At 61.9% G+C, this 23,619-nt stretch carries 19 protein-coding genes and 1 tRNA gene; 11 read left to right on the top strand and 9 right to left on the bottom strand.

The genetic code is table 11. The features are described 5' to 3' along the window. Positions 1-20 precede the first annotated feature (20 nt). Both BDB13_RS13915 and BDB13_RS13910 read left to right on the top strand, forming a co-directional pair. Positions 21-1,223: an acyl-CoA dehydrogenase family protein gene (locus BDB13_RS13915; protein WP_094272161.1), complete on the top strand. Its 1,203-nt coding sequence runs from the start codon at positions 21-23 to the stop codon at positions 1,221-1,223. Positions 1,224-1,326: 103 nt separating this feature from the next. Further along, positions 1,327-2,922 (top strand): acyl-CoA synthetase, encoded by a 1,596-nt coding sequence (locus BDB13_RS13910; protein WP_094272160.1) that lies wholly within the window; start codon positions 1,327-1,329, stop codon positions 2,920-2,922. A gap of 5 nt (positions 2,923-2,927) precedes the next feature. On the opposite strand, the gene BDB13_RS13905 is transcribed toward BDB13_RS13910, so the two are convergent. Continuing rightward, positions 2,928-4,097, bottom strand: a complete 1,170-nt coding sequence (locus BDB13_RS13905; RefSeq protein WP_094272159.1) for an acyl-CoA dehydrogenase family protein — start codon at positions 4,095-4,097, stop codon at positions 2,928-2,930. A 31-nt stretch (positions 4,098-4,128) separates the two neighbouring features. Next, the gene (locus BDB13_RS13900) at positions 4,129-5,691 is read right to left on the bottom strand and encodes a long-chain-fatty-acid--CoA ligase (protein ID WP_176459579.1); all 1,563 of its coding nucleotides are present in this window, start codon (positions 5,689-5,691) and stop codon (positions 4,129-4,131) included. A 189-nt stretch (positions 5,692-5,880) separates the two neighbouring features. Between BDB13_RS13900 and BDB13_RS13895 the strand changes: the two genes are divergently transcribed. The 3 genes from BDB13_RS13895 (at position 5,881) to BDB13_RS13885 (ending at position 8,372) form a co-directional block, all read left to right on the top strand. Further along, complete coding sequence (locus BDB13_RS13895; RefSeq protein WP_094272157.1) at positions 5,881-7,050, top strand: acetyl-CoA C-acyltransferase; 1,170 nt, start codon at positions 5,881-5,883, stop codon at positions 7,048-7,050. Next, positions 7,047-7,484 (top strand): PaaI family thioesterase, encoded by a 438-nt coding sequence (locus BDB13_RS13890; RefSeq protein ID WP_169632771.1) that lies wholly within the window; start codon positions 7,047-7,049, stop codon positions 7,482-7,484. The genes BDB13_RS13895 and BDB13_RS13890 overlap by 4 nt, the downstream gene beginning before the upstream one ends. 69 nt (positions 7,485-7,553) lie before the next feature. Continuing rightward, positions 7,554-8,372, top strand: coding sequence for a PaaX family transcriptional regulator (locus BDB13_RS13885; protein ID WP_176459578.1), 819 nt, complete (start codon positions 7,554-7,556; stop codon positions 8,370-8,372). Between the two features lie 62 nt (positions 8,373-8,434). On the opposite strand, the gene BDB13_RS13880 is transcribed toward BDB13_RS13885, so the two are convergent. Then, positions 8,435-8,508, bottom strand: a tRNA-Met gene (locus BDB13_RS13880). 447 nt (positions 8,509-8,955) lie between these two features. Here BDB13_RS13880 and BDB13_RS13875 point away from each other — a divergent pair. Beyond that, positions 8,956-9,501 carry a transglycosylase family protein gene (locus BDB13_RS13875; protein ID WP_094272154.1) on the top strand — a complete coding sequence of 182 codons (546 nt, stop codon included), beginning with the start codon at positions 8,956-8,958 and terminating at the stop codon, positions 9,499-9,501. An 87-nt stretch (positions 9,502-9,588) separates the two neighbouring features. Here BDB13_RS13875 and BDB13_RS13870 read toward each other — a convergent pair whose 3' ends face one another. Beyond that, on the bottom strand, positions 9,589-12,549 hold the full coding sequence (locus BDB13_RS13870; protein ID WP_094274905.1) for a UPF0182 family protein: 2,961 nt from the start codon (positions 12,547-12,549) through the stop codon (positions 9,589-9,591). A 168-nt stretch (positions 12,550-12,717) separates the two neighbouring features. Here BDB13_RS13870 and BDB13_RS13865 point away from each other — a divergent pair, with 168 nt between their 5' ends. Further along, positions 12,718-13,320, top strand: coding sequence for a PPA1309 family protein (locus BDB13_RS13865; protein WP_094272153.1), 603 nt, complete (start codon positions 12,718-12,720; stop codon positions 13,318-13,320). An 11-nt stretch (positions 13,321-13,331) separates the two neighbouring features. Here the strand turns inward: BDB13_RS13865 and BDB13_RS13860 are convergent, their stop codons facing one another. Next, positions 13,332-14,378 carry a YlbL family protein gene (locus BDB13_RS13860; protein WP_169632767.1) on the bottom strand — a complete coding sequence of 349 codons (1,047 nt, stop codon included), beginning with the start codon at positions 14,376-14,378 and terminating at the stop codon, positions 13,332-13,334. Between the two features lie 91 nt (positions 14,379-14,469). Between BDB13_RS13860 and BDB13_RS13855 the strand changes: the two genes are divergently transcribed. The 3 genes from BDB13_RS13855 (at position 14,470) to BDB13_RS13845 (ending at position 18,285) form a co-directional block, all read left to right on the top strand. Beyond that, positions 14,470-15,900 (top strand): zinc-dependent metalloprotease, encoded by a 1,431-nt coding sequence (locus tag BDB13_RS13855; protein WP_094272152.1) that lies wholly within the window; start codon positions 14,470-14,472, stop codon positions 15,898-15,900. A gap of 110 nt (positions 15,901-16,010) precedes the next feature. After that, positions 16,011-16,940: a hypothetical protein gene (locus BDB13_RS13850; protein ID WP_094272151.1), complete on the top strand. Its 930-nt coding sequence runs from the start codon at positions 16,011-16,013 to the stop codon at positions 16,938-16,940. A 7-nt stretch (positions 16,941-16,947) separates the two neighbouring features. Continuing rightward, positions 16,948-18,285 (top strand): ABC1 kinase family protein, encoded by a 1,338-nt coding sequence (locus BDB13_RS13845; RefSeq protein WP_094274903.1) that lies wholly within the window; start codon positions 16,948-16,950, stop codon positions 18,283-18,285. Between the two features lie 8 nt (positions 18,286-18,293). On the opposite strand, the gene BDB13_RS13840 is transcribed toward BDB13_RS13845, so the two are convergent. Together BDB13_RS13840 and BDB13_RS13835 are read right to left on the bottom strand one after the other, a co-directional pair. Beyond that, positions 18,294-18,599: a WhiB family transcriptional regulator gene (locus tag BDB13_RS13840; RefSeq protein ID WP_441347191.1), complete on the bottom strand. Its 306-nt coding sequence runs from the start codon at positions 18,597-18,599 to the stop codon at positions 18,294-18,296. 454 nt (positions 18,600-19,053) lie between these two features. Next, the gene (locus BDB13_RS13835) at positions 19,054-21,171 is read right to left on the bottom strand and encodes an ATP-dependent DNA helicase UvrD2 (protein ID WP_094274901.1); all 2,118 of its coding nucleotides are present in this window, start codon (positions 21,169-21,171) and stop codon (positions 19,054-19,056) included. Between the two features lie 94 nt (positions 21,172-21,265). Between BDB13_RS13835 and BDB13_RS13830 the strand changes: the two genes are divergently transcribed. Beyond that, positions 21,266-21,532, top strand: a complete 267-nt coding sequence (locus BDB13_RS13830) for a mycoredoxin (protein ID WP_441347233.1) — start codon at positions 21,266-21,268, stop codon at positions 21,530-21,532. A 3-nt stretch (positions 21,533-21,535) separates the two neighbouring features. Here BDB13_RS13830 and nudC read toward each other — a convergent pair whose 3' ends face one another. Together nudC and BDB13_RS13820 are read right to left on the bottom strand one after the other, a co-directional pair. Further along, positions 21,536-22,432: an NAD(+) diphosphatase gene (gene nudC, locus BDB13_RS13825; protein ID WP_094274900.1), complete on the bottom strand. Its 897-nt coding sequence runs from the start codon at positions 22,430-22,432 to the stop codon at positions 21,536-21,538. A gap of 27 nt (positions 22,433-22,459) precedes the next feature. Continuing rightward, positions 22,460-23,527, bottom strand: coding sequence for a potassium channel family protein (locus tag BDB13_RS13820; RefSeq protein WP_094272149.1), 1,068 nt, complete (start codon positions 23,525-23,527; stop codon positions 22,460-22,462). Between the last annotated feature and the right edge of the window lie 92 nt (positions 23,528-23,619).

Below are 23,619 nucleotides of genomic sequence, written 5' to 3'. Positions count from 1 at the left end.
ACCTTCCAAGGAGAACCACGATGATCAATCTCGAACTTCCCCGGAAGCTCAATGCATCTGCGAACCAGGCACATCAGGTCGCGGCTCAGATCTTCCGGCCCATCTCACGTAAATACGATCTGGCCGAACATGAATACCCCGTCGAACTCGACACCATGGCTGCCATGGTCGAGGGCCTGTCCGACTCCGGCGGTGACATCGGCGGCGCTGCGGGTGGCCGCGCCGATTCCGGCAAGACCGGTAATGCCAACGGCGGCAACATGTCCGCTCTGCTCAACTCGCTCGAAACCTCCTGGGGCGACGTCGGCCTCATGCTCTCGATCCCCTATCAAGGTCTGGGCAACGCGGCCATCGCCGCTGTCTCCACCGACGAGCAGCTCGAACGCTTCGGCAAGGTGTGGGCGTCGATGGCTATCACGGAACCGAGTTTCGGTTCCGACTCGGCAGCCGTCACCGCCACTGCAGTTCTCGACGGCGACGAGTGGGTCCTCAACGGCGAGAAGATCTTTGTCACCGCCGGTGAGCGTTCCACCCACATCGTGGTGTGGGCGTCGGTCGACAAGTCGAAGGGCCGCGCGGCAATCAAGTCGTTTGTCGTCCCGCGTGACGCTCCAGGTCTGAGCGTCGCCCGTCTCGAGCACAAGCTGGGCATCAAGGCTTCCGACACCGCGGTGCTCCTGCTCCAGGACTGCCGCATCCCGGCCGACAACATCCTCGGCAGCGCAGAGGTCAACGTGGAGAAGGGCTTTGCCGGCGTCATGCAGACGTTCGACAACACCCGCCCCCTGGTTGCCGCCATGGCTGTGGGTGTCGGCCGCGCCGCACTCGAGGAGCTTCGTAGCATCCTCACCGAAGCCGGAGTCGAGATCTCTTACGACACACCGGTATACAACCAGCATGCTGCCGCCGCCGAGTTCATCCGTCTGGAAGCCGATTGGGAAGCCGCCTACCTGCTCTCCCTGCGCGCCGCCTGGATGGCCGACAACAAGAAGCCCAACTCGCTCGAAGCTTCCATGTCCAAGGCCAAGGCCGGTCGCACGGGCACCGACGTCACACTCAAGGCTGTCGAGTTGGCCGGCACGTACGGCTACTCACAGCGCCCGTTGCTCGAGAAGTGGGGCCGCGACTCCAAGATTCTCGACATCTTCGAGGGCACGCAGCAGATTCAGCAGCTCATCATTGCGCGACGTCTGCTCGGAAAGTCGTCTGCTCAACTGAAGTAGCAGTGTCCCACCACTCGCCCCCGTCGCTGATCCACCGCGGCGGGGGCGAGTGCGCGTTAGGGTGGAGGACCGCACCACTGCGACGCCCGAAAGAGGTTCACGGATGCCTGGATTGGTCACCAAAGTCACGGACACCATCGGCGCTGCGGGGGTCATGATGCGGGCCGGACTGATTCCGTTTCCACGCCTCGACAAGGGCTTGAAGTCCATTGCCGCAGTGGACAAGTACGGACCCTTTGCCGGACCGGTGCACGCGCACGCCGAGAACGGCCTCGATGCCGTGGCGATCATCGACGAACGCGGACCGATTACCTACGCAGAACTGGAACGGCAGAGTAACGCGCTGGTCCGGGCGTGGCAGGCCGAAGGCATCACCGCCGATTCGGTGATGGGCGCAATGTGCCGCAACCACCGCGGCCTGGTGCTCACGATGCTGGCAGCCGCCAAGAACGGCACCAAACTGGTACTGATGAACACCGGATTTGCCCGTCCCCAACTGGTCGACGTGGCTGCCCGGGAAATGGTCGTCGCGTTTGTCTACGACGACGAATTCGCCGACATCGCCGACGCGCTACCGACCAACGTGAAGAAATACCGCTCGTCCTTCGACGACACTATTGCCGGACGCGGCACTTCCGCGGTCCCCGCACCAGCAACGAACGGCGGATTTGTCCTTCTCACCAGCGGCACCACCGGCACACCCAAGGGAGCGCCCCGCGGCCATACCTCCCCGTTGGCGTCGGCGCAGTTCCTCGATCGCGTCCCGCTACGCCGCGGCCAGACCATGATGATGGCGGCACCGGCATTCCACGGCACCGGCGTCTCGCAGTTCGCGCTTGCGCTGGGTTTGGGCCAGACCGTGGTGATGCATCGGAAATTTGATCCCGAGAACACTGTCAAGCTTGTCGCGCAACATAAATGCGACAGCCTCGTCGTCGTTCCGACGATGTTGCAACGCATCATCGACCTCGGACCCGATGTGTTGTCGAAGTACGACACGTCGAATCTGAAGATCATCTTCTCGGCCGGTGCGTCGCTGTCCCCCGATCTGTGTAAGCGAGTGACTGCATCCTTCGGTTACGTGCTCTACAACCTGTACGGATCCACCGAGGTGGCCGTCGCCACCGTCGCTACGCCGGAGGATCTGACAATTGCACCCGGAACCGCCGGCCGTGCACCCGTCACGTGCCATGTCGAACTGTTCGACGAAAAGAACCGCAAGATCACGACGCCCCACACCATCGGACGGATCTTTGTCGCCAGCGGGTTGAGCTTCGAGGGTTACACCGACGGCCGAGACAAGGAACGCATCGGCGGCCTCCTCTCCACCGGCGACGTCGGGCACTTCGACGCCAACGGCTTGCTCTTCGTCGACGGCCGCGACGACGACATGATCGTCTCGGGAGGCGAGAACGTCTATCCACTCGAGGTCGAGAACCTACTCGCGGACCGCGTGGATGTGTTGGAAGCGGCAGTGATCGGGGTGGAGGACGCAGACTTCGGGCACCGTCTGCGCGCGTTTGTTGTCATCGCGCCCGGAGCGGACAAGAACTCCGAAGAGCTCAAAGCTCATGTCCGCTCCAACTTGGCGCGTTACAAGGTGCCCCGCGACATCGTCTTCATCGACGAACTCCCGCGCAATGCCACCGGAAAGCTGTTGCGCCGCGTACTGATCGAGATGGAGATCGACGAAGGCTGACGGCGTTACCGATCAATTGCCCGGTCGAGGTCGAGATCCTTGGCAATGATCTGCTTCATGATCTCGGTGGTTCCGCCGTAGATGGTCTGAGCACGACTGTCGACGTACGCCCGTGCCACCGACTGTTCCCGCATCAAGCCGTAACCTCCGTGGATTTGTAGGCAACGGTCCACGACGCGCACTTGCATCTCGGTACACCACCATTTGGCTTCAGCAGCAGTTACCGCGCTCAGTTCGCCCGAGGAATGGTCGGCGAGACAACGATCCACGAAGGTCTGAGCAATGTCGATCTCGGTCCGAATTTCGGCCAGGACAAATTTGATGTGCTCGCGTGTCCCAATCGGTTTCCCAAATGCCTTGCGACTGCGGGCATATGCACACGTATCCAAGAACGCCGCACGCGCCTGAGCGACCGCTGACACTGCCAGAGACAACCGCTCTTGAGGGAGATTATGCATCAACTGAAGCCAGGCTTGACCTTCTTCACCCAATCGGTTCCGCACCGGCACCCGCGCGTCGTCGAAAAACAGCTCAGCGGTGTCCTGCGAATGCAAACCGATCTTTTCCAGCGAGCGTCCGCGTTCGAAGCCAGGAGTTCCTTCCTCGACCACGAGAATCGTCAGCCCTCCGTATCGGTCGTCCTGCTCGGTGCGAACGACAACCAACAGACAGGTCGCGTTGATCCCGTTGCTGATGAAAATCTTCGAACCGTTGATGACGTACTCATCACCGTCGCGAACCGCTCGGGTCCGGATGGCCGCCAGATCCGACCCTCCTGACGGTTCGGTCATGGCGATCGCACCGATCAGTTGCCCGCTTGCCAGACCAGGCATCCATCGTGCTCGCTGCTCGTCGTTCGCGTACGCATTGAAATACGGAATACACAGGTCGTTGTGCAAGGTCAGTCCAAGACCCGAACCGAACGCGCCTTGGTAGGCGATCTCCTCGATGAGTACTGCGTTGTAGCGGAAATCATCCACTCCGGCTCCGCCGTACTCGACAGGAAGTGCCATCCCTAGCAAGCCTGCGGCGCCGGCTCGCCGGAAGAGCTCAGGATCAACCTTCCCTTCCCGTTCCCATTTCTCGTGATTGGGGACTATCTCCTGTGCAACGAAGTCCCGGACCATGGACCGGACGTCGTCGTGATCCTGAGTGAACACCGACCGACTCAACATGACGCGCCTCCTTCTGCCGACCTAGCTCCGTTCAACTGATCATCCGCGATTCCGACTCCCAATAGGGAAGTCTCAGTTCGCGTTTCAATATCTTTCCGGCTGCATTGCGCGGAAGAACATCGACGAAGTCGATGCTGGACGGACACTTGAAACGCGCAAGTCGTTCGCGGCAGAAGTCCAGAATCTGCTGATCGTCAACATCGGCATCGGACCGCAGAACCACGACGGCTTTGACGGTCTCGCCCCAGGTTTCGTGCGGAATACCGATTACGGCACAGTCTGCAACGTCAGGATGACCCATGAGCGCGTTCTCGACCTCGGACGAATATACGTTTTCACCGCCCGTGATGATCATGTCCTTGAGTCGGTCGTTGATGAACAGGTAGCCGTCCCGCAGATAACCGACGTCGCCGGATCGAAACCAACCGTCGACGGTGAGAGCGTCTGCGGTTGCCGCCACGTCCGACCAGTAGCCGATCATGTTCTGCTTGGTCCGGATCCAAATTTCGCCTACTTCCCCATCGGGGAGTTCTTCGCCGAAGCCCTCGGAAATTCGGATCTCCACTCCGTCGAGTGGACGTCCGGCCGCACGAAGGCGATCCGGGCGCTCGTATCCGGGACGGTGTACGTCCGTCGGCAGTTCGACGACCACGCCGGTCGTCTCGGTCAAACCGTAGGCTTGCACGAAATCGCAACGGAACAATGCCATTGCGCGAGTGAGAACGTCTTGGCTGATCGGCGCAGCTCCGTAGGCGATCCGGCGCAACGAGGACAGATCTGTCTGCGACGATTCCGGACAATCGAGCAACATCAGGATCATGGCCGGCACCAAGAGGCTGGAAGTTACCCGGTGGGTTGCGATGGCTTCAAGAAGGTTGACGGGGGTCGCCTCACGCACGATGACCAATGTGCCCGCGTTCCACAGTCCAGCCAGTGCATAGGCAATGCCGGCGATATGAAATACGGGGCTGGAAATCAGTGGGGTCGAGTGCGGATCAATACCCCACGTGACCGCTGTGACAGGAAGCGCGACCGAGAAGTTCTCATTGGTGATCATCGCCCCCTTGGGCTTACCGGTGGTGCCGGAGGTGTACATCTGAAATGCCACAGCCGACGGATCGATCGGATCACCGAGCGGCTGATCGATACCGCCGTCCAGCCAGTTCTCGAACGACGGTCGGCTTCCGTCGCCCTTTCCGGCCGCGAGAATCTCGCGCAGCGCCGGAAGTTCACCACCCAAGCTAGCGAAATCGTCGAAGAACTCGGCCCCGACAACTGCGAGGACACATTCCGAGTGACGCACGATGTACACGATTTCGGGACCGGAGAGACGCCAGTTCACCGGTACCAGAACAACTCCCGCTTCCATTGCAGCAAGGGAGAGCACCGCGAACTCCCACCCGTTCTTGTCCATGTACGCAATGCGGTCGCCCGCCCGCACTCCCGAGGCTCGAAGGGCTTGCGCGGTACGGCGCACCAGGGATCCCAGATCCTGGAACGAGACACGCCGATCGCCACAAATGATCGCAATATCCGTGGGGTAGTTGCGAGCGTGGCCCTCGACCACTTCCGGCAAGGTTTTCAGAGTCTGCAACGCGCTCTCCACTCTACTTGGGACTGTTCTGTTCATACCGTCATGCAAAATTGCTAATGCTTGAGGAATTAGAAAACTGCTCACTGCCTGCATAGATGTCGAACTTCAGCCGTGGCCTTCTCACCGATAGTAGACGTAATTCACGACGATCGTTATAGTTTCGTCAAATCTTTCTAAGGAGCTGAATCGATGCGTCAAGTCTTGATTGCCGATGCCGTGCGTACACCCTTCGGAAAGAAGGGCGGCCACCTGGCCGGTGTACATCCGGCCGACCTACTGGGTCACACCTTGAAAGTTCTGCTCGAGCGAACCGGAGTGCCGGCCGAGGACGTCACCCAGGTGATCGGCGGCTGTATCGACCAGGTCGGGGAGCAGACCGCGAACATCACGCGCACCGCATGGCTGGTAGCCGGCCTGCCGGAGTCCGTAGCCGCCACCACCATCGACAGCCAATGCGGCTCCTCGCAGCAGGCACTCACCCTTGCCCGGGCACTGATCGCATCCGGCGCAGCAGAGGTAGCCATCGCCTGCGGCGTCGAGTCGATGACGCGAGTGCCGATTCAGTGCACGATGAACGGACCCGGACATCCGGCGTCCCCCGGCTACTACGATCGCTACGGCGAGTTCGTGCTGCAATTCGAATCCGGGGAACGCATCGCCAAGAAGTGGGGGATCACCCGCGACGAAACCGACAGGCTGGGACTGAGCTCACAGAATCGAGCCGAAAAGGCCTGGAGCAATGGCGTATTCGACACGCAGATCATTCCGGTTCCAATCTCGACACTGGACCCGGCGCAACCCGACGCGCCCGCATTCGATCGAGATCAAGGACTGCGCGAGACAAGCCTCGAGAAACTCGCTCAACTGAAAGCGGTGCATTCCCCTACCGGGGTCCACACAGCCGGCACCGCCTCACAAATAGCCGATGGTGCCTCCGCCGTTCTCCTCGTCTCCGAAGCAGCCGCTGCAAAGTACGGCCTGATGCCACAAGTTGAAATCCTCGATTCCATCCTGGTAGGCAGCGATCCGATCCTGATGCTGACCGGCCCCATCCCCGCAACCCGTCAACTTCTCGACCGCAACGGGCTCACTGTCGCCGACATCGACACGTTCGAGATCAACGAAGCCTTCGCATCTGTGGTGCTCGCGTGGGCCCGGGAAATCGAACCGGACATGGAGAAGGTGAACCCCAACGGCGGTGCGATCGCGATGGGTCACCCCCTCGGAGCCACGGGAACTGCCTTGATAGCCAAGGCAACTCACGAACTCGTACGAACCGACCAGGCACACGCCTTGGTCACCGTATGCTGCGGCGGAGGCCTCGCCACCGGCTCGATCCTGCGGCGGGTAGGCGCATGAGCAATACGACAGGGGTCCGAAACACCACTGCCACCGTCGCAGATGACCATATCGACAGCATTCCCGGTGGGCCGGCCACGGCCGGCATGGGGATTCATGTCGTGGATCATCGTCGCGGTCACGCCACCGTGACGATGAAGGTCACGGAATTCATGCTCAACGGATTCGGACATTGCCATGGAGGCTTCGTCTTCATGGTTGCAGATACCGCGTTCGGCATGGCGTGCAATTCCGATGGAGAGCCGAATGCGGTCGGGGCCGACACTTCCATGAACTTCATCCGCCCGGTGACGTTAGGCACCACATTGACTGCGACCGGCACGCGGGGCACAACATTCGGCCGTAATATGCTGTGTCACACCGTAATTACCGACTCTTCCGGTAGCGTCGTCGCCGAACTCAATGGCCGCTGCGTGCAGGTACGCCCGAAGTGACAACATCCGCTGTCGTAGCATGTCCGAATGAATGGAATCGCTACTGGCCACGACTCGCACCCACAAGTCGTGTCTGAGCGATCCCCAAGCGCTCGGGCACTGACTTTCACGATCCTTGCCGAGTATCTACGCGACCCCGAGTCCCGACTCTGGAGCAATACGCTCATCGAGGCACTCGGCGCGATGGGTATCGCCGAGGCAGCAGCTCGGCGCGCACTTGCCCGGGCCGGCGAATCAGGCTGGATCGAGTCGGAACGTGCCGGACGCCAAGTCTTTTGGAAAGCGACCCCCACTGCCGTCGCATTGTTCACCGAGGCCCGGGAGGAGGCGTACGTCCGGCGCCGGAACCCCGAAGCGTGGAACGGCAAGTTCCTCATCCTGATCACCACAGTCAGCGAAACACAAAGGCCTCTGCGTCACGCATTGCGAACCCGCCTGCTGTGGTTGGGTTTCGGTGCAGTCGGACGGGGAATTTGGATCAGCCCGCGCCCGGGCATTGCGCATCGCGTCGCACCCGTACTCGAGGAACTCGAACTGTCCCGCAATGTCATCTCCTTCGTCGGCAACGTCGGACCACTCGGCAGTGAATACGAAGTAGTCCACGAAGCGTGGGACATCATGAGCCTCTCCCGCGACTATCAGGGATTCCTCATGGATATGGAGGCCATGCCGACGCCGGCTACACCACTGGAGACGTTCCAGATGCTGACCGGCCTAGTCCATCGATGGCGCAACTTCCTGCTTGTCGATCCCGGACTCCCCCATGAACTACTACCTCAGGGCTGGGCCGGGCATACCGCGGCAAAAAAGTTCTACGAACTCCATGACACGTGGTTCCCGGTGGCATCGAAATGGCTCGCCGACCTGAACGGTGACGGTCCGATCTGATTCGGACTGCAGACAAAAAAGAACCGCCGCACTGGAATCCAGTACGGCGGTTCTTTCTTTAGTAGCGGGGACAGGATTTGAACCTGCGACCTCTGGGTTATGAGCCCAGCGAGCTACCGAGCTGCTCCACCCCGCGATGCATTGATAAAGTTACACGAGCCGGTGAACGGAATGCAAATCGCCTGCATCCGAGGGAATTACGTACGACGACCGCGAAAATCCGGTGACCGGCTTCACAGTTTCCCCGTGAGCATTCCCACATAACAGGCATGTAACGAACATGCCTCGAAAATGCATCGTCATCATCTGACCTGGCGATTGTCCGAATTTCGTGCGGAGATACCGAACAGTCACCCCCGAAAATCGTGAAGTGAACCTTCAACCCAACTCCCGTACGGTCGATCCCGGCCCGAATCAACCGGGCGAACGCCGACCCGCCGCTGCTCCACTCTGCCCCGCGGGATCGGAACCCCCGAAACCTTCGAGGGGCAGAGACACGGAGAGAGAAGCGCCCGGGAAGAAAGCACGATCTTCGACCCGCAGGCCCGCCGTTGTCAGCAAGCGCGGAGAGGATTTACCCCGCATGACGTACACCAGCATCAGCAAGCGTGCACTCGGCACATTGGCAGTAGCCGGCGCACTCGTCGCCGTACCGCTCACCATCTCCACCGGTACCGCCTCCGCAGCCACCCACAATTGGGACGGCGTCGCAGAATGCGAGAGCGGCGGCAACTGGGGCATCAACACCGGCAACGGCTACTACGGCGGCCTGCAGTTCTCGCAGAGCACCTGGACCGCCAACGGTGGCTCCGGCTCCCCCGCACACGCATCCAAGGAAGAGCAGATCCGCGTCGCCGAGAACACCCTGCAGTCGCAGGGCCCCGGCGCCTGGCCCACCTGCGGCCAGCGTCTGACTGTCGCCACCGAGCAGGCCCCGGCGCCAGCACCGGAAGCCGCACCGGCTCCCGTCGAAGCTCCCGTCGCTGCCTTCCAGATCCCGGCCGAGTTCAAGCCCGCCGCACAGCAGGCCTACGACTCCGCTCGCCAGTTGGCCGAGCAGTACGGCTTCAGCGCTCAGTTCCAGCAGTTGGCCGATGCCAACCCGCAGGTGCTCGCCGCACTTCGCTGATCGGTTCTTCAGCAACAATCTCCACAAACGTGAATGCCCGCTATCCGAATTCGGATAGCGGGCATTCATGCTTTGACTGGCCGAGAACTACTTCGGCAGACCTTGGTACGCGTCCACTGCCTTCTGCAGGCGATCCAACGCTGCACCGTAGGCAGCAAAATCGCCACTCTGCTGAGTTGCACGCAAATTCGCCAGCGCCGCATCGAGCTCCGCTACCACGGCCGCGGTATCAGTACCCGGTGCAGGTGCCGGAGCACCCGGCGTCGGATTGGCCTCGGTAGACGTATCCGGTCCCGGCGCCGTTTCGGCTGTTCCACCCGGAGCCGTTGCCGCGCCCGCAGCGCCACCATTGTCGAAGATCTGATTCAGAGCCTCGGCGAGGGTAGAGGCGTAACCGACTCGAACTCGTCCGGACACACCCGGTTCCTGGTAGCTGGCCAAAACGCGGGACAGCTGAGGGAACGACGTGCTGGCATTACTGCGCTCGGTGTACATCGGCTCGACGTAGAGAATGCCGCCCTTCGCGATCGGCAACGCCAACTGGTTGCCGTACCGGATGGTGTTGGTTCTCTCGAGGATCGATTTCTCCGAACCCACTCGAGGATCCGAGATCATCGAGTTCTGAGACTGCGACGGACCCTGCGTCTGTTTGTCCGTCGGCAACTGCAAGACGGTGATCTTGCCGTAGTTCTTCGGATCCGAGTCCACCGAGATGTGGGCAGACAGGAACTCTCGACGGAAGCCCACCATCGGGCTGATGAGTCGGAACACCGGCTCGCCAGTCTCCTGATCGCCGACCATCACATAGAACGGCGGTTCGTTCTGGTTCGAGCCTTCGACTGTGGGCTCGTTGGGTACCGACCAGAAGGCGTTGTTGGTGAAGAACTCGGTCGGGTTGTCGACGTGGTACTTCGCCAGCATCTCGCGCTGAACCTTGAACAGGTCCTCGGGGTAACGGAAGTGAGCACGCAAGTCGTCGGAGATATCGCTCTGCGGCTTGACCGTGTTCGGGAACACGCCCTTCCACGCGTCGAGAACCGGATCGTTGTCGTCTACCTGGTACAGCGTCACTGTGCCGTCGTACGCGTCGACTGTCGCCTTCACCGAGTTACGGATGTACGAGACCTCCTTCTTGGGGAGAAGTCGGCCCGTGGTGGCGTCAACACTGTCGGCCACCAAACCCTCGAGAGAACTGCGCTGGGCGTAGGGGTAATTCTCGAGAGTTGTGTAGGCGTCGACGATCCAGACGATCTTGCCGTCGACAGCGGCCGGGTACGCGTCGCCGTCCGTCGTCAACCACGGTGCAACCTGGCCGACGCGATCGCGCGGGTCACGGTTGTAGATGATCTTGGAATCGGATCCGACGGCACCGGAGAACAGGATGTTGCGTTCGGTGTACTTGGCCGCGAAGGCGAGACGGTTGATCCAGTTGCCGATCGGGACACCACCGGAACCCGAGTAGGTGTACTTAGTCTGCTCGGTGTCGTACTCGCGTGGTTCCGAACCACCCCCGCCGCCGACGATTGCGTAGTCTGCAGTGCCTTGGGCGATGACCTCGCCGTAGTAAACGCGAGGCTGATCGACCTTGATGACCTGCGTTCCCGCAGCCAACGACGCGATGTCACTGACCGTGTAGATCGGGTAGCCCGCGTTGTTGTTCGCGGCTTCCTTGGTCGGATCCAGAACCGGAGCCGTGATCCTGTTGGCCGGCGCTGCAACAAGGCCGTCACCGTGGGTGTAGACGGTGTGCTTGTTGATCCAGTCCGTCTGGTTGCCCTGCAGGTTGTTCGGCGAAAGTTCACGCGCCGCGACAATGTAGTCCTGCTTCTCTCCCCCGACCTCGTACCGGTCGATGTCGAGCGACGGCGGGAAGCCGTAGAAGTTCTGACGCTGCTGCTGCTGCGTGAACGTGGGCGAGAGAATATTGGGATCCAGCAGACGCGCATTTGCGATCGTCGTGACGTCGGCCGGCACGTCACGCGGAATTGCGGTGGCGTCACCCGAATACGGCTGGTAATTCACCTTGTCGTCGGTGATCCCGTACGCCTGCCTGGTGGCCGCGATGTTCCGCTCGATGTACGTACTTTCCTTGTCGGCAGCGTTCGGCTTGACCGAGAACTGTTCGACGATCATCGGCCAGACCGCACCGACGAGCACCGACGACAGGACGAGCAGCGCCACGGCCATAGCCGGAATCCGCAGGTCACGCGTGAAGATCGCAGCAAAGAACGCCAACGCGCAGATAACCGCGATGGACAGCAGAATCAGTTTGGCCGGGAGCACCGCGTTGATATCGGTGTAGCCCGGGCCGGTAAAGGTGGGTTCCTTGCGGTCACTCGAGAGCAACGAGTAGCGATCGAGCCAGTACGCAACCGCCTTGAGGAGTACGAAAGTTCCTGCAAGCAGTGCCAATTGAACGCGAGCGGCTGTGGTGAACGTTCCGGCGCGACCGGACAGCTTGATACCACCGAAGATGTAATGCGTGAGCAGATTCGCCAGGAACGCCAGAAGAATCGCGACGAACAACCAGTTCAGAACGAAGCGGTAGAACGGCAGATCGAAAGTGTAGAAGCTGACGTCGAGATTGAACTGCGGGTCGGTGACTCCGAATTTTCCGCCGTTGAAGAACAACTGGATCGTGACCCAGTTCGCCTGAGCTATCAATCCGGACAGCAGTCCGATCGCGATCGGAATGACCACACCGAACAGTCGCAGACGCGACATAACCGTGGTCCGGTAGCGAGCGATGGGATCATTCGGTCCCGAGACCGGTACAAAAACCGGACGCGCTCGGTACGCGAGCAGCATCGCCAACCACACGATTGCACCGACAACGGCACCCACCACGAGGAAGAGAAGGACACGGGTCAGCAGAACCTTGGTGAAGACACCGCGGAATCCGACCTCGCCGAACCACAACCAATCGGTGTACATGCTGATCAGTCGCGGGCCCACCAGTAGCAGCGCCGCCACAATTACGGCCACCACCAACAGGATTCGACTGCGTCTGGACAGAGAGGGTAAACCTGCGGGGGGCCGCATGCCCACGTGCCACGCTCCAAGATTCGGCGACGCCACAGCGTCGCAACCGAGTGCATCGATCAGTGCAGCCAGGCCCGAGTGGGCTTGGCAGTTTCGAACCACTCTACGTAACAACAGTCACGAGGTGACAACACGGCGAGTCGGACTTCCCGCCCGAGGTGCAAGGATGAACGGGTGAGTGAAGAAAATCCGATCAGATCACCCAAGGCTTTGGCCCGGTGCGTTCATGAAGTTGTCGACCACATCGACGCCGAGGGCTGGGATCAGCCGCCGAGGCTGTACGCGCTCGTGCCGACCGAGTTGCTTGCCGCAGCCGAACCCGGGTTGCTCGACCAACTCGCCGACGGGGCCGAATACACCCCCATCGAGCAGGAAGCCCTGCCCGAGGACATCATCGGCGGATCCCGCGCTCTCGACGAATTCCTGGCCACCACCAACTGGCCCGACTCCGTCGAAGGTTGCATCCTCGTCCAGGAGATCGTGGTTCTGCCGCCGACCGCGGAATCCGATCTCGACCACGCCGTCGAACCCGTCCTCACCGACGAACATGCCGCCGACGAGGTAGCCCGGCTCACCGCCGACGCTCACCCCGATCGTCGCCAGGCACGTCTGTTCGTCGGAGTTCTGCGTGACGGCCCGTCACTGTCACTGCTGCAGATGCGACCCGACGAGGACGCCGATCCGTACGGCGATCTCCAGCTTCTGACGTACGACGGTCTGGCACCTCATCTCGTCCACGCCTTGTATGCGACGTTGGACGAGGTCGAAGAGGACTGACCCCGGAAGACCTAGCAGCTGGGCGCGTCGCCGCCCGCATCAAGGCTGTCCAAGGCATCCACTGCGCCGGACAGGTTGTCGACCTTCACCAGTCGAAGCCCGTCCGGCGCATCCTGTTTCGCTTCGTCACAATTCTTGGCAGGGACGAGGAATGTCGTGGCGCCGGCCTCGGACGCGGCAATCAACTTGTAGCGAATTCCGCCGATCGGCCCCACCGCTCCGTCCGAATCGATTGTTCCGGTGCCCGCAATGAAGTCGCCGCCGTTAAGTTCCCCGGGGCTCAACTTGTCGATCAAGGCCAAGGTGAACATCAGACCGGCCGACGGTCCACCGATGTCGGCGAGGTTGAACGTCACGTCGAACGGGACGTCCGGCACCTCGTCCGGTGTGATCCCCAGATAGCCGGTTTCCGGATGATTAGGCCTGGCCCCGATCGTGATGGGTACAACAGTTTCGGTGCCGTCTCGAAGTACGGTGACCGGAACCTCGGTGCCGGGCGTGATCGCACCGACAGTCTCTTGCACGCCCCCGACCGTCGTGACCGGGGTGTCACCGATCTTGCGCAACGTGTCACCTTCGCGGAGCGCGCCCGCAGCCGGACCGTCAGGCGAGACCGACGCGATCTTCAACGCGACCGGCTTACCGAGATAGTGGAGGGCAGCCAGCTCGGCACTGTTCTCCGACTGTTGGAAGTCGGCACTATTTTCCTGCTGAATTTCCTCTTTCGACTTGGTCGGCGGATACACCTCGGCACGCGGGACCAACCCGTGATTTCCACTCGCCCACAGCCCGAACGCCCTAAATAGTGTGAGCTGGTCGCGAACCGACACCGTCGTCATGTTGAGGTTGCCGGTAGTGGGATCGAGTTCCGTGCCCTCGATGTCGACGACCGGCTTGGTTACCGTCTTTCCGTCGGCGTCCACCTCGACTGTGCCCAACGTATTGAACGTCGGCCCCGGACCGAGTGCGACGTAAGGAACCGTGACAACGGATCCGACGATTCCCAAAACGAGAATGGGGGCAAGTGCGGCCAATAGGGTCACGATCCGTCGGTTCACCTGGTCCAGGGTAGAGCTATTGCCGTCTGTGTTCGCCATCAGCGTGACTGCGTGCATTACTCGAGCCCCAGAACCCTTGTACCGTTGAGGTATGAGCAACACGCCCTTCGGCTTCTCCAACTCCGACGACGACCCCGACCGTGACAAGAACGCGGCCGGTGGCAATCCGTTCGGGGGCGGTGACATGCCATTCGGGTTCGGCGCCGGCGGCCCCGAAGGCGGCTTCGATCCCGCGCAGCTCGGGCAAATGCTGACCCAGTTCGGCCAGATGCTCAGCGGCATGGGTTCGTCGATGGGATCCGGCGGATCCGGGCCCGTCAACTACGACGTCGCGAAGAAGCTGGCTCGCCAGCAGATCGGTTCGGTGACACCCATCACCGAAGGCAACGTCAAGGCCATTGCCGACGCCGCCCATCTCGCCGAATTGTGGCTGGACGCCGTGACAACACTGCCCGCCGGCGCAACCAAGACACTCGCCTGGACGCCCAACGACTGGCTCGACAACACCATCGACACCTGGAAGCGCCTGTGCGATCCGGTTGCCGAGAAGGTATCGGGCATGTGGACTCAGGGCCTACCGCCCGAAGCTGCGCAAATGGCCGGTCCGATGCTGGGAATGCTCGGTCAGATGGGTGGACTCGCATTCGGTTCACAGCTCGGTCAGGCCCTCGGGCAGCTGTCCAAGGAAGTTCTCTCCTCCACCGACATCGGACTCCCCCTCGGCCCCGCCGGCACGGCCGCACTCCTGCCGGCAGCAGTGCAGGCGTTCAGCGAGGGACTCGAACAGCCCAACCAGGAGATCCTGGTTTTCCTCGCCGCCCGCGAAGCCGCGCATCAGCGCCTGTACAGCCACGTGCCGTGGTTGCGTCAGCGTGTCCTCGCCACCGTCGAGGAATACGCCCGCGGAATCACGATGGACTTCTCGGCAATGGAAGATTTTGCCAAGGACCTGGACCCGTCTGCCCTCGCAGATCCGTCCAAGCTCGAAGCACTGTTGCAGCAGGGCACCTTCGAACCGCAGACGACTCCGGAGCAGAAGGCCGCACTCGAGCGCCTCGAAACCCTTCTCGCCCTGGTTGAAGGCTGGGTCGAAACAGTGGTGACCGCAGGACTCGGTGAACGTCTTCCCGGCGTTGCCGCGATGAGTGAAACGCTGCGTCGTCGACGCGCTACCGGCGGACCGGCCGAGCAGACCTTCGCAACGCTGGTCGGCCTCGAACTGCGCCCGCGCAAGGTTCGTGAAGCCGCAGCACTGTGGCAGCGGTTGACAGCAGAAGCCGGAATGGAAACCCGCGACGGCATCTGGTCACACCCGGATTTGCTCCCTGATTCCAGTGATCTCGATGCCCCGAACTCGTTTGTCGAGCGCGTCACCGGCGTCGGAGAATCCGGAAACTTCGACGATCCGATGGCTCAACTCGAGGCATTGCTCGCCAAGGAACGCGCCGCCGAGGAAGCAATGGACAAGACTCGCGACGAAGACTCCGGTACCAACGACTCCGGCAGCAACGACAAGAAGTAACCGAGAAAGTTTTCATCCGACGACTATTGCCAGGTCAGACCCGGCGAGAGTCTGTGGATAACTAGCTTTTTCGACACCTGGCCGGTCTGGCCGAGTGCCACCATCGGTTGATGAGCACACTCGATCGCCGCTTCACCTCGAACACCAGCGTCACCCCGAACACCACACGATCCGTGGGACCCGAATGGGACCCACGGATCGTTGTGCTCTTGCGGCCCGACGGCCGGTTGCAGTTGGGCTGGCAACCCGAACGAGCAGTGGTCCTGACCCCGCCGCCCGGAGTCGATGCCCGGGATATGCAGTCGTTGCTCCGCATGATGGACGGGCACACGAGTGTCGCCACGATGACGTGGACGGCAGCTCAGCGAGGAATCAGCTCCGACGTCATGACCGCGCTTGTGTCCGAACTCACCGCGGCCGGGTTTCTGCGGCCGAGTCGTCAGGAGACCGTTCGCGCCGGATCGATCCGGATCCACGGGCAAGGTCCACTCTCCGACACGATCAGGCAGGCGCTACGCCACGGAAACTCACCGGTCCAACGTTCGCACGGGTACCGCGGCAGTCACCTCGTAGCCGATTGGCAGAACGCCTTGGTTGTCCTGACCGACAACGTCGTCACCGATCCGCGCCTGGTTGCCGACCTCGTTCGTGCCGGAATCCCCCACCTCGCCGTGCACGTTCGTGACGGATCCGGCGTCGTCGGACCGCTGGTTCTGCCCGGCCACTCGAGTTGCCTGCGGTGCGCGGACATCACCCGAGCCGCTCATGATCCGGATTGGCTGCACCTCGCGTCCCAGTTGCTGGGCAGCGCCGGGTACGCCGATCCGGCGATGATCCACGCGACAACGGCACTCGCGTTGTCCGAGATATCGTCGGCAATGAGGGCGAGCGAAGCAACACCACCCGCAAGTTTGTTCACGACCCTCGAAATCGATCTGGTCCCGTATCGAATCACAATGCGCCACTGGCCTCGACAAACGTCGTGCAGTTGCTTCTACCTCGCCCCGGTGACGGGCGCCGGACGCGTCCGTCAGACATGATGGTGTGGTGTCTGAGATCCCACGCAAGAGCTCCGCCCGAACTGCCAAACTCGCAAGCATTCCGATCGGCATGGCAGGGCGTGCTGCCATGGGCTTCGGGCGCAAGCTCGCCGGCGGCGATAAGGGCGCGATCGACGCGCAGTTGAGCGCAAGAGCCGCCGAGCAGTTGTTCGCAGTTCTCGGGGAACTCAAGGGCGGCGCCATGAAGCTCGGGCAGGCCCTCAGCGTCATGGAGGCGGCAATTCCGGAGGAATTCGCCGAGCCGTACCGCGAATCATTGAACAAGCTCCAGGCCGCCGCTCCGCCGCTCCCCGTCAAACAGGTTCACAAAATGTTGGACCAGCAGCTGGGAACGAAGTGGCGTGAGCGATTCCAGTCGTTCGACGACACCCCCACCGCATCGGCCAGTATCGGACAGGTCCACCGCGCCGTGTGGTCGGACGGCCGCGACGTAGCCGTCAAAGTGCAGTACCCCGGCGCAGATGAAGCTTTGCGAGCCGATCTCAAGACCCTCGGCAGATTTGCCGGCCTCTTCGGCTCGGTGATGCCGGGCGTCGACGTGCGACCGGTCATCGAAGAGTTCACGGCGCGAACGGAAGAAGAACTCGACTACCGGATCGAGGCCGACAACCAACGGGCCTTCGCGAAGGAGTTCGACGGGGATCCTCAATTCGTCGTTCCGCGTGTCGTGGCCAGTGCGCCGAAAGTTGTTGTCACCGAATGGATGACAGCCACACCTCTGACCAGGATTATCGAAAGCGGAACACCCGAGCAGCGCAATGCAGCAGGCGCGCTCCTCGCCGAATTCCACTTCGCCTCACCGGCGCGAGTCGGACTACTTCACTGCGATCCGCATCCCGGAAACTTCATGCTCCTCGACGACGGCCGCTTGGGCGTCATCGACTTCGGTGCTGCGGCGCCGTTCCCGCACGGCTTGCCCACAATTCTGGGAACCATGGTCCGTCTGGCCGTCGAGGAAAGATTCGACGAACTCACAGAACTGTTGCGCGCCAACGGGTTTGTCATTCCCGGACGCACGGTCACCGACCAGGAGATTGCCAATTACCTGCGTCCGTTCACCGATCCCATTCAGACCGAGTCGTTCCACTTCACACGATCATGGCTGCAGCGAGCCGCCGGAACTGCCACTGATCTCAGCAGCGCGCAGTTCCGTACGGCCCGAGCGCTCAACCTGCCGCCTGAATATCTGATGATCTTCCGGGTTCTTCTCGGCTCGGTGGGCATCTGCGCCCAGTTGGACGCGTATGCCCCGTACATGGAAATCCTGACTCGGTGGCTGCCGGGATTCGCGGATCCTGTTATCGAGGAACCGGCCGCCGAATAAGCGCCAATTCACGCACACACCAACTGCTTACGCGGTCGACCCCTCGGCCTCTTACGTGCGATGACGGACCCCTGCTCGAGAATTTCACCGCCCCAGACACCCCAGGGCTCAGCGCGGTCGATAGCTGCGCGTAGACAACGAGACCGGATGGGGCACTGCGCGCAGAGCGCCTTGGCTTGCTCGAGTTCTGTCGGGGACTCGGCGAACCAGAGGTCGGGGTTGGATGCCCGGCAGGGCAGGTCGCGGCGGGTGGAAGCGACCTCGATAAAAGTTACGGAATTTTCGGATGTCCCTGGGTTTGTCTGCGTAGACAACTCGGTCTCCTGGTGCTCGGATGCGAAACGTGTGTCGCAAAAAAATGGGTTCGATGGACGCGAACCTGAGCCGAGCCGGAAGCCCCGAAATGGGCGATCCAACAAAAAGGCCACGGTCCGCATAAGTGCGGGTCCGTGGCCGTAAGTGAACGGGTGGGTCCTTACCGAGAAAAACCTCGATAGCTTCGGACCACGGACGGTGCAGCTGCTAGGAAGCGCAGGCGCGACGCATGTTGCGCCTTGGCCGCTGCTTCGGGCCGCACGGGGGCGGCAACAGCGAACTTTGCGTGAGCGCACGCTTCATAGGAAATCAAGTTCGTCATTTTTGCCACCTCCATTTCTATTCGGTCCGGATAATTTCTGCGCACGAGTTTCCCCGTAACGCTGGAATCCAGACTAGAGAACTCCGTGAATCTGCACAACCTATTTTTGACCTGCGGTTATTCAGGGACAGCTACTGCTTTCCCTTGATGACCGCCAGGACGTCTTCACCGAAATTCTCGAGTTTCTTCGGCCCGATGCCCGGAATCGCAACCAACCCGCGGTTGTCCTGCGGTCGCTGTTCGGCAATCGCGGTCAGCGTGTTGTCGCTGAACACGACGTACGCCGGCACCTTCAGTTCCCGCGACTTGTCCAGACGCCAGGCTCGCAAGCTCTCGAGCAGTTCGACGTCGATGTCGGACGGGCACTTCTCGCATCGGCCCAGCATGGTCGACGACGTTCCGATCAGCGGTTTTCCGCAGATCCGGCAGCGCGGACGCTTCTTGTTCGACGCTGCCGGAGCAGCAACACGCGAAGCCGGCGAGTCTTCGGGGATCAAACCATTGAGGAAACGGGAGCGTCGACGCGATTTGCGGCCGCCCTCGTTCCGCGCCAATGCCCACGACAAGTGAAGGTGCTCACGGGCGCGCGTCACACCGACGTAGAGGAGTCGACGCTCTTCTTCCACCGCGACCTCGTCGGGGGCCGAATTGGAATCGCCGAGCACATGTTGGATCGGCAGGGTTCCGTCGTTGAGGCCGACCAGGAACACCGCGTCCCATTCGAGGCCCTTGGCCGCGTGCAGTGACGCCAGGGTGACACCTTGCACTGTCGGTGGGTGCCGCGATTCGGCACGCGCTGTGAGCTCCTGCAAGAGACCCGGCAGCGTGAGTTCAGGTTCGTGGACCAACTGCTCCTCGGTGAGTGCCACCAGAGCCGTCAGGGACGCCCAGCGTTCACGTGCCTGGGTGCCCGACGGTTCCTCGTTGGTGAGCCCGAGTGGCGCCAGCACAGCGCGGACCAACGCAAGAAGACCGGTGCCGCTGTCTGCCCCGTCGGGTAGATCGTCACGGTTACCCGCCTGCCGCAGGGCGGTTACCGCTTGGCGGACCTCGGTACGGGTGAAGAATCCCTCGCCGCCGCGCACCTGAAACGGTATGCCCAACTTGGTCAATGCTTGCTCGTGCACTTCGGATTGTGCGTTGATCCGGTACAGAATCGCGATCTCGGCTGCCGGCGTGCCCGCCGCGATCAGACGTTTGACCGCACGAGCGATACCGAGAGCCTCGGACGGCTCGTCGTTGAACTCCGCAAACTCCGGTTCCGGACCCGGCGCCCGCTGACCGATGAGTTGCAAACGGGTACCCGCGATACGCCCACTCGCGGCGCCGATGACGCGGTTGGCGAGTGAGACCACTTCGGGAGTCGATCGGTAGTCCCGCTCGAGCCGGACCACCGTCGCCTCGGGAAACTTCCGCGAGAAGTCGAGAAGGTAGTTCGGGGTGGCGCCGGTGAACGAGTAGATGGTCTGGTTGGCGTCGCCGACCACAGTGAGATCGTCACGGTCACCGAGCCACGCGTCGAGAACTCGCTGCTGCAACGGGGTGACGTCCTGGTACTCGTCCACTACGAAGCATCGGTACCGCTCGCGGAACTCGTCGGCTACCGACGAATGCTCTTCGAGCGCCGCCGCTGTGTGCAGCAGGAGATCGTCGAAGTCGAGCAGCATGCCGTCCTGGCCGCGCGCCTTCAACTCTTCGTAAGCCAAGTAGACCGCAGCGACCTTCTCGGGATCAACCGGAGCTTCACGGCGAATCTTGGCGATGGCGCGTGGATAGTCCTCCGGCGCGATCAACGAAGCCTTGGACCACTCAATCTCGCTCGCGAGGTCGCGAATACTTTCGGAACTGGTCGGCAATCCCACCCGAGCCGCGGCGCTGCTGACAACCGAGAACTTTCGGTCCAGCAGCCGCCACTCCGAGTCACCGACCACCTGTGGCCAGAAGTACTTGAGCTGCCGCAGTGCTGCAGCGTGGAAGGTGCGGGCCTGCACTTGCGGGCCACTGCCACCGACACCGAGTTCACGCAGACGACCACGCATCTCACCGGCCGCACGGGCCGTGAATGTCACGGCCAGCACCTGTCCGGCCGACACATGTCCGTCGGCAACCAGATGCGCGATCCGCCGGGTGATGGTGCGGGTCTTGCCTGTTCCGGCGCCCGCAAGAACACAAACCGGGCCGCGCGGAGCGAGCACGGCGGCTGATTGTTCGGGGTCCAGTCCGGTGTCCGCAGGCATGAGCACCATCATGGCAGGAAGGACCGACACGTCCGTCGGCCTGCCCACCACGATGTGGGGAAGAGAACACCCTCGATTGCGGAACAACAGCCGCAGTCATGGTGTTATAGGCGCCGTGACCACTACCGAAAATGCACCGGCCCTAACCATCTACTCGACGACGTGGTGCGGCTACTGCCGCCGCCTCAAGACTCAGCTCAACGCGTCGGGCATCGAGTACACCGAGATCGACATCGAGAACGATCCGGCTGCAGCCGAATTTGTCGGCAGCGTCAATGACGGCAACCACATCGTCCCGACCGTGAAGTACGCCGACGGAAGCGTCGAAACGAACCCGTCGCTCAATCAGGTGAAGGCTGCACTGGGGTTGTAGTGGTTATTTGACCCAGCTTTCGAGCATGCCTCGCGCAATCGAGATCGAGCCGGGCAGGAGCAACGGCGCATCGGCGTCGGACGCCCAATCGCCCAACTCGAGAGCCGCGCGCACCTCGTCTTTTGTGAACCAGTTTCCTTCGGCGATCTCGCCGTCCGCGAACACCAGCGGAGCGGCGGGGTCGCCGATTGCCGTGAACCCCAACATCACCGAGCGTGGGAACGGCCACGGCTGACTGCCCAGATAGCGCACGCTGTGGACGTCGACGCCCACTTCTTCCTTGATCTCACGGACCACACACGTCTCGAGCGACTCCCCGGCTTCGACGAAGCCGGCCAAGATCGAAAACCTGCGCGGTGGCCACGTCGGCTGCCGCGCCAGCAAAACGCGATCCGCGCCGTCATGCACCAGGCAGATCACTGCGGGGTCGGTGCGGGGAAACTCTTCATGTCCGGTAGTCGTGGAAATGCGCGACCACCCGGACATCGTCGGCTCGCTCGGAGCCCCGTCGATCGCGCTGAATCCGGCACTGTCGTGCCAGTTCAGAATGGCGATCGCGCCGGTCAACAAACCTGCGTCGGCGTCGTCGAGAGTTCCGCCCAACACCCGCAGATCCGACAACGCACCGGCAAGCAAGGACACCCGTACGGCCCAGACGTGGCGGTTGTCCCGAATGCCCAGGAACACCGCGCCGCGAACCGGTTCCGCGCCGAGTTCGGTGGCTTCGCCGAACACCAACTGTCCGTCCGACGCCTTGACCTGTCCGCGCGAAGTAACCCGCAGGAGCAGCGCGTCGCTCCAACCACCTGTCAGCGCAGCTTCGTCAGACCGCAATTCTTCGGCGCGGCCGACGCTCGAACGGGATAGCAACGGCGTTTCGGTCAGCTGGAAGTCGTTCACGCTCACGACATTACTGCGCGGTTCTCATCAGTTCGCGACGCGTCGGATGTAGAGCAGTCGATCTTCCGCTTCGATAGCGTCGACCTCGGGTGTACCCACGCGGACCAGTCGACCGTCGCGCACGACTCCGAGCACGATGTCCGAAAGGTGGCGCGGTGATCCGCCGACCTCGTCGCGTTCGACGGCTCGCTCGGCAATGGCGAACCCGGCCTCCGGCGTGAGCAGATCTTCGATCATTTCGACGACAGTGGGTGTGGTCGTAGCGATGCCGAGGAGTCGACCCGCCGTCTCCGAGGAGAGGACCACCGAATCCGCACCCGACTGACGCAGCAGGTGTGCGTTGTCGGCTTCTCGAATAGCCGCCGCGATCCTGGCCTTCGGGGCGAGCTCACGGGCAGTCAGTGTTACGAGTACGGCCGTATCGTCGCGGTTGGTCGCCACGATGATCGAGGCCGCGCGCTGGGCTCCGGCGAGGCGAAGCACGTCGGACTTGGTGGCAGAACCGAATACCGTCACCAGTCCCTTTGCCTCGGCAACGTCCAGTACTGCCCGATCGGTGTCCACGACCACGATCTCGGATGCGGAGACGCCGTCACCGATCATGGCTTCGATAGCCGTGCGACCCTTGGTGCCGTAACCGACGACGACGGTGTGATTACGCACTTGCTGCCTCCAACGCTGAATTTTGAACGCCTGACGCGAACTCTCGGTCAGAGCTGAAAGTGTGGTGCCGACCAACACGATCAAGAAGAAGATTCGAAGCGGCGTGATCAACAGGACGTTGACCAGGCGCGCCGACGGGGTGAACGGCGTGATGTCGCCATACCCCGTCGTCGAGAGTGAGACCGTTGCGTAGTAGATGCAATCGAGGAGCGACAGTTCGTTGTCCTGTGCGTCTCGATACCCGGCGCGATCGATGTACACGATCACAACGGCCGCAGCGAGCGCACCGAGCGCGATCAGCACTCGCTTGTAGATGGCTCGGAAGGGGCTGGTCTGTAGCTGCGGAATCCGCAGCACCCCGACAAGGGCGAAATCAGGCTGATCGGATAGGGCTTCCGACCTGGTCAAACGCGCCCGGATTTTACCGGCCATTCTTCGTCTCTCTCACTAATACTTACGCAATACCGATACGAACGTCGGGTTTACAGTAGTGGCACCGAAAGCTGCCGTGAGGCAGGGTGGAG

This window comes from Rhodococcus sp. OK302 (assembly GCF_002245895.1).
Classification (GTDB): Bacteria; Actinomycetota; Actinomycetes; order Mycobacteriales; family Mycobacteriaceae; genus Rhodococcus_F.
Note: the sequence above shows the minus strand (reverse complement) of the source record. Positions and strands in the feature narration are given on the sequence as shown.

Excerpts from the sequence above, each read along its gene's own strand:
- BDB13_RS13820 (WP_094272149.1), bottom strand. The coding sequence starts at position 23,527 with ATGGCCGGTAAAATCCGGGCGCGTTTGACCAGGTCGGAAGCCCTATCC.
- BDB13_RS13855 (WP_094272152.1), top strand. The coding sequence starts at position 14,470 with ATGAGCAACACGCCCTTCGGCTTCTCCAACTCCGACGACGACCCCGAC.
- BDB13_RS13850 (WP_094272151.1), top strand. The coding sequence starts at position 16,011 with ATGAGCACACTCGATCGCCGCTTCACCTCGAACACCAGCGTCACCCCG.
- BDB13_RS13875 (WP_094272154.1), top strand. The coding sequence starts at position 8,956 with ATGACGTACACCAGCATCAGCAAGCGTGCACTCGGCACATTGGCAGTA.
- BDB13_RS13915 (WP_094272161.1), top strand. The coding sequence starts at position 21 with ATGATCAATCTCGAACTTCCCCGGAAGCTCAATGCATCTGCGAACCAG.
- BDB13_RS13890 (WP_169632771.1), top strand. The coding sequence starts at position 7,047 with ATGAGCAATACGACAGGGGTCCGAAACACCACTGCCACCGTCGCAGAT.
- BDB13_RS13835 (WP_094274901.1), bottom strand. The coding sequence starts at position 21,171 with ATGATGGTGCTCATGCCTGCGGACACCGGACTGGACCCCGAACAATCA.
- BDB13_RS13895 (WP_094272157.1), top strand. The coding sequence starts at position 5,881 with ATGCGTCAAGTCTTGATTGCCGATGCCGTGCGTACACCCTTCGGAAAG.
- BDB13_RS13910 (WP_094272160.1), top strand. The coding sequence starts at position 1,327 with ATGCCTGGATTGGTCACCAAAGTCACGGACACCATCGGCGCTGCGGGG.
- BDB13_RS13905 (WP_094272159.1), bottom strand. The coding sequence starts at position 4,097 with ATGTTGAGTCGGTCGGTGTTCACTCAGGATCACGACGACGTCCGGTCC.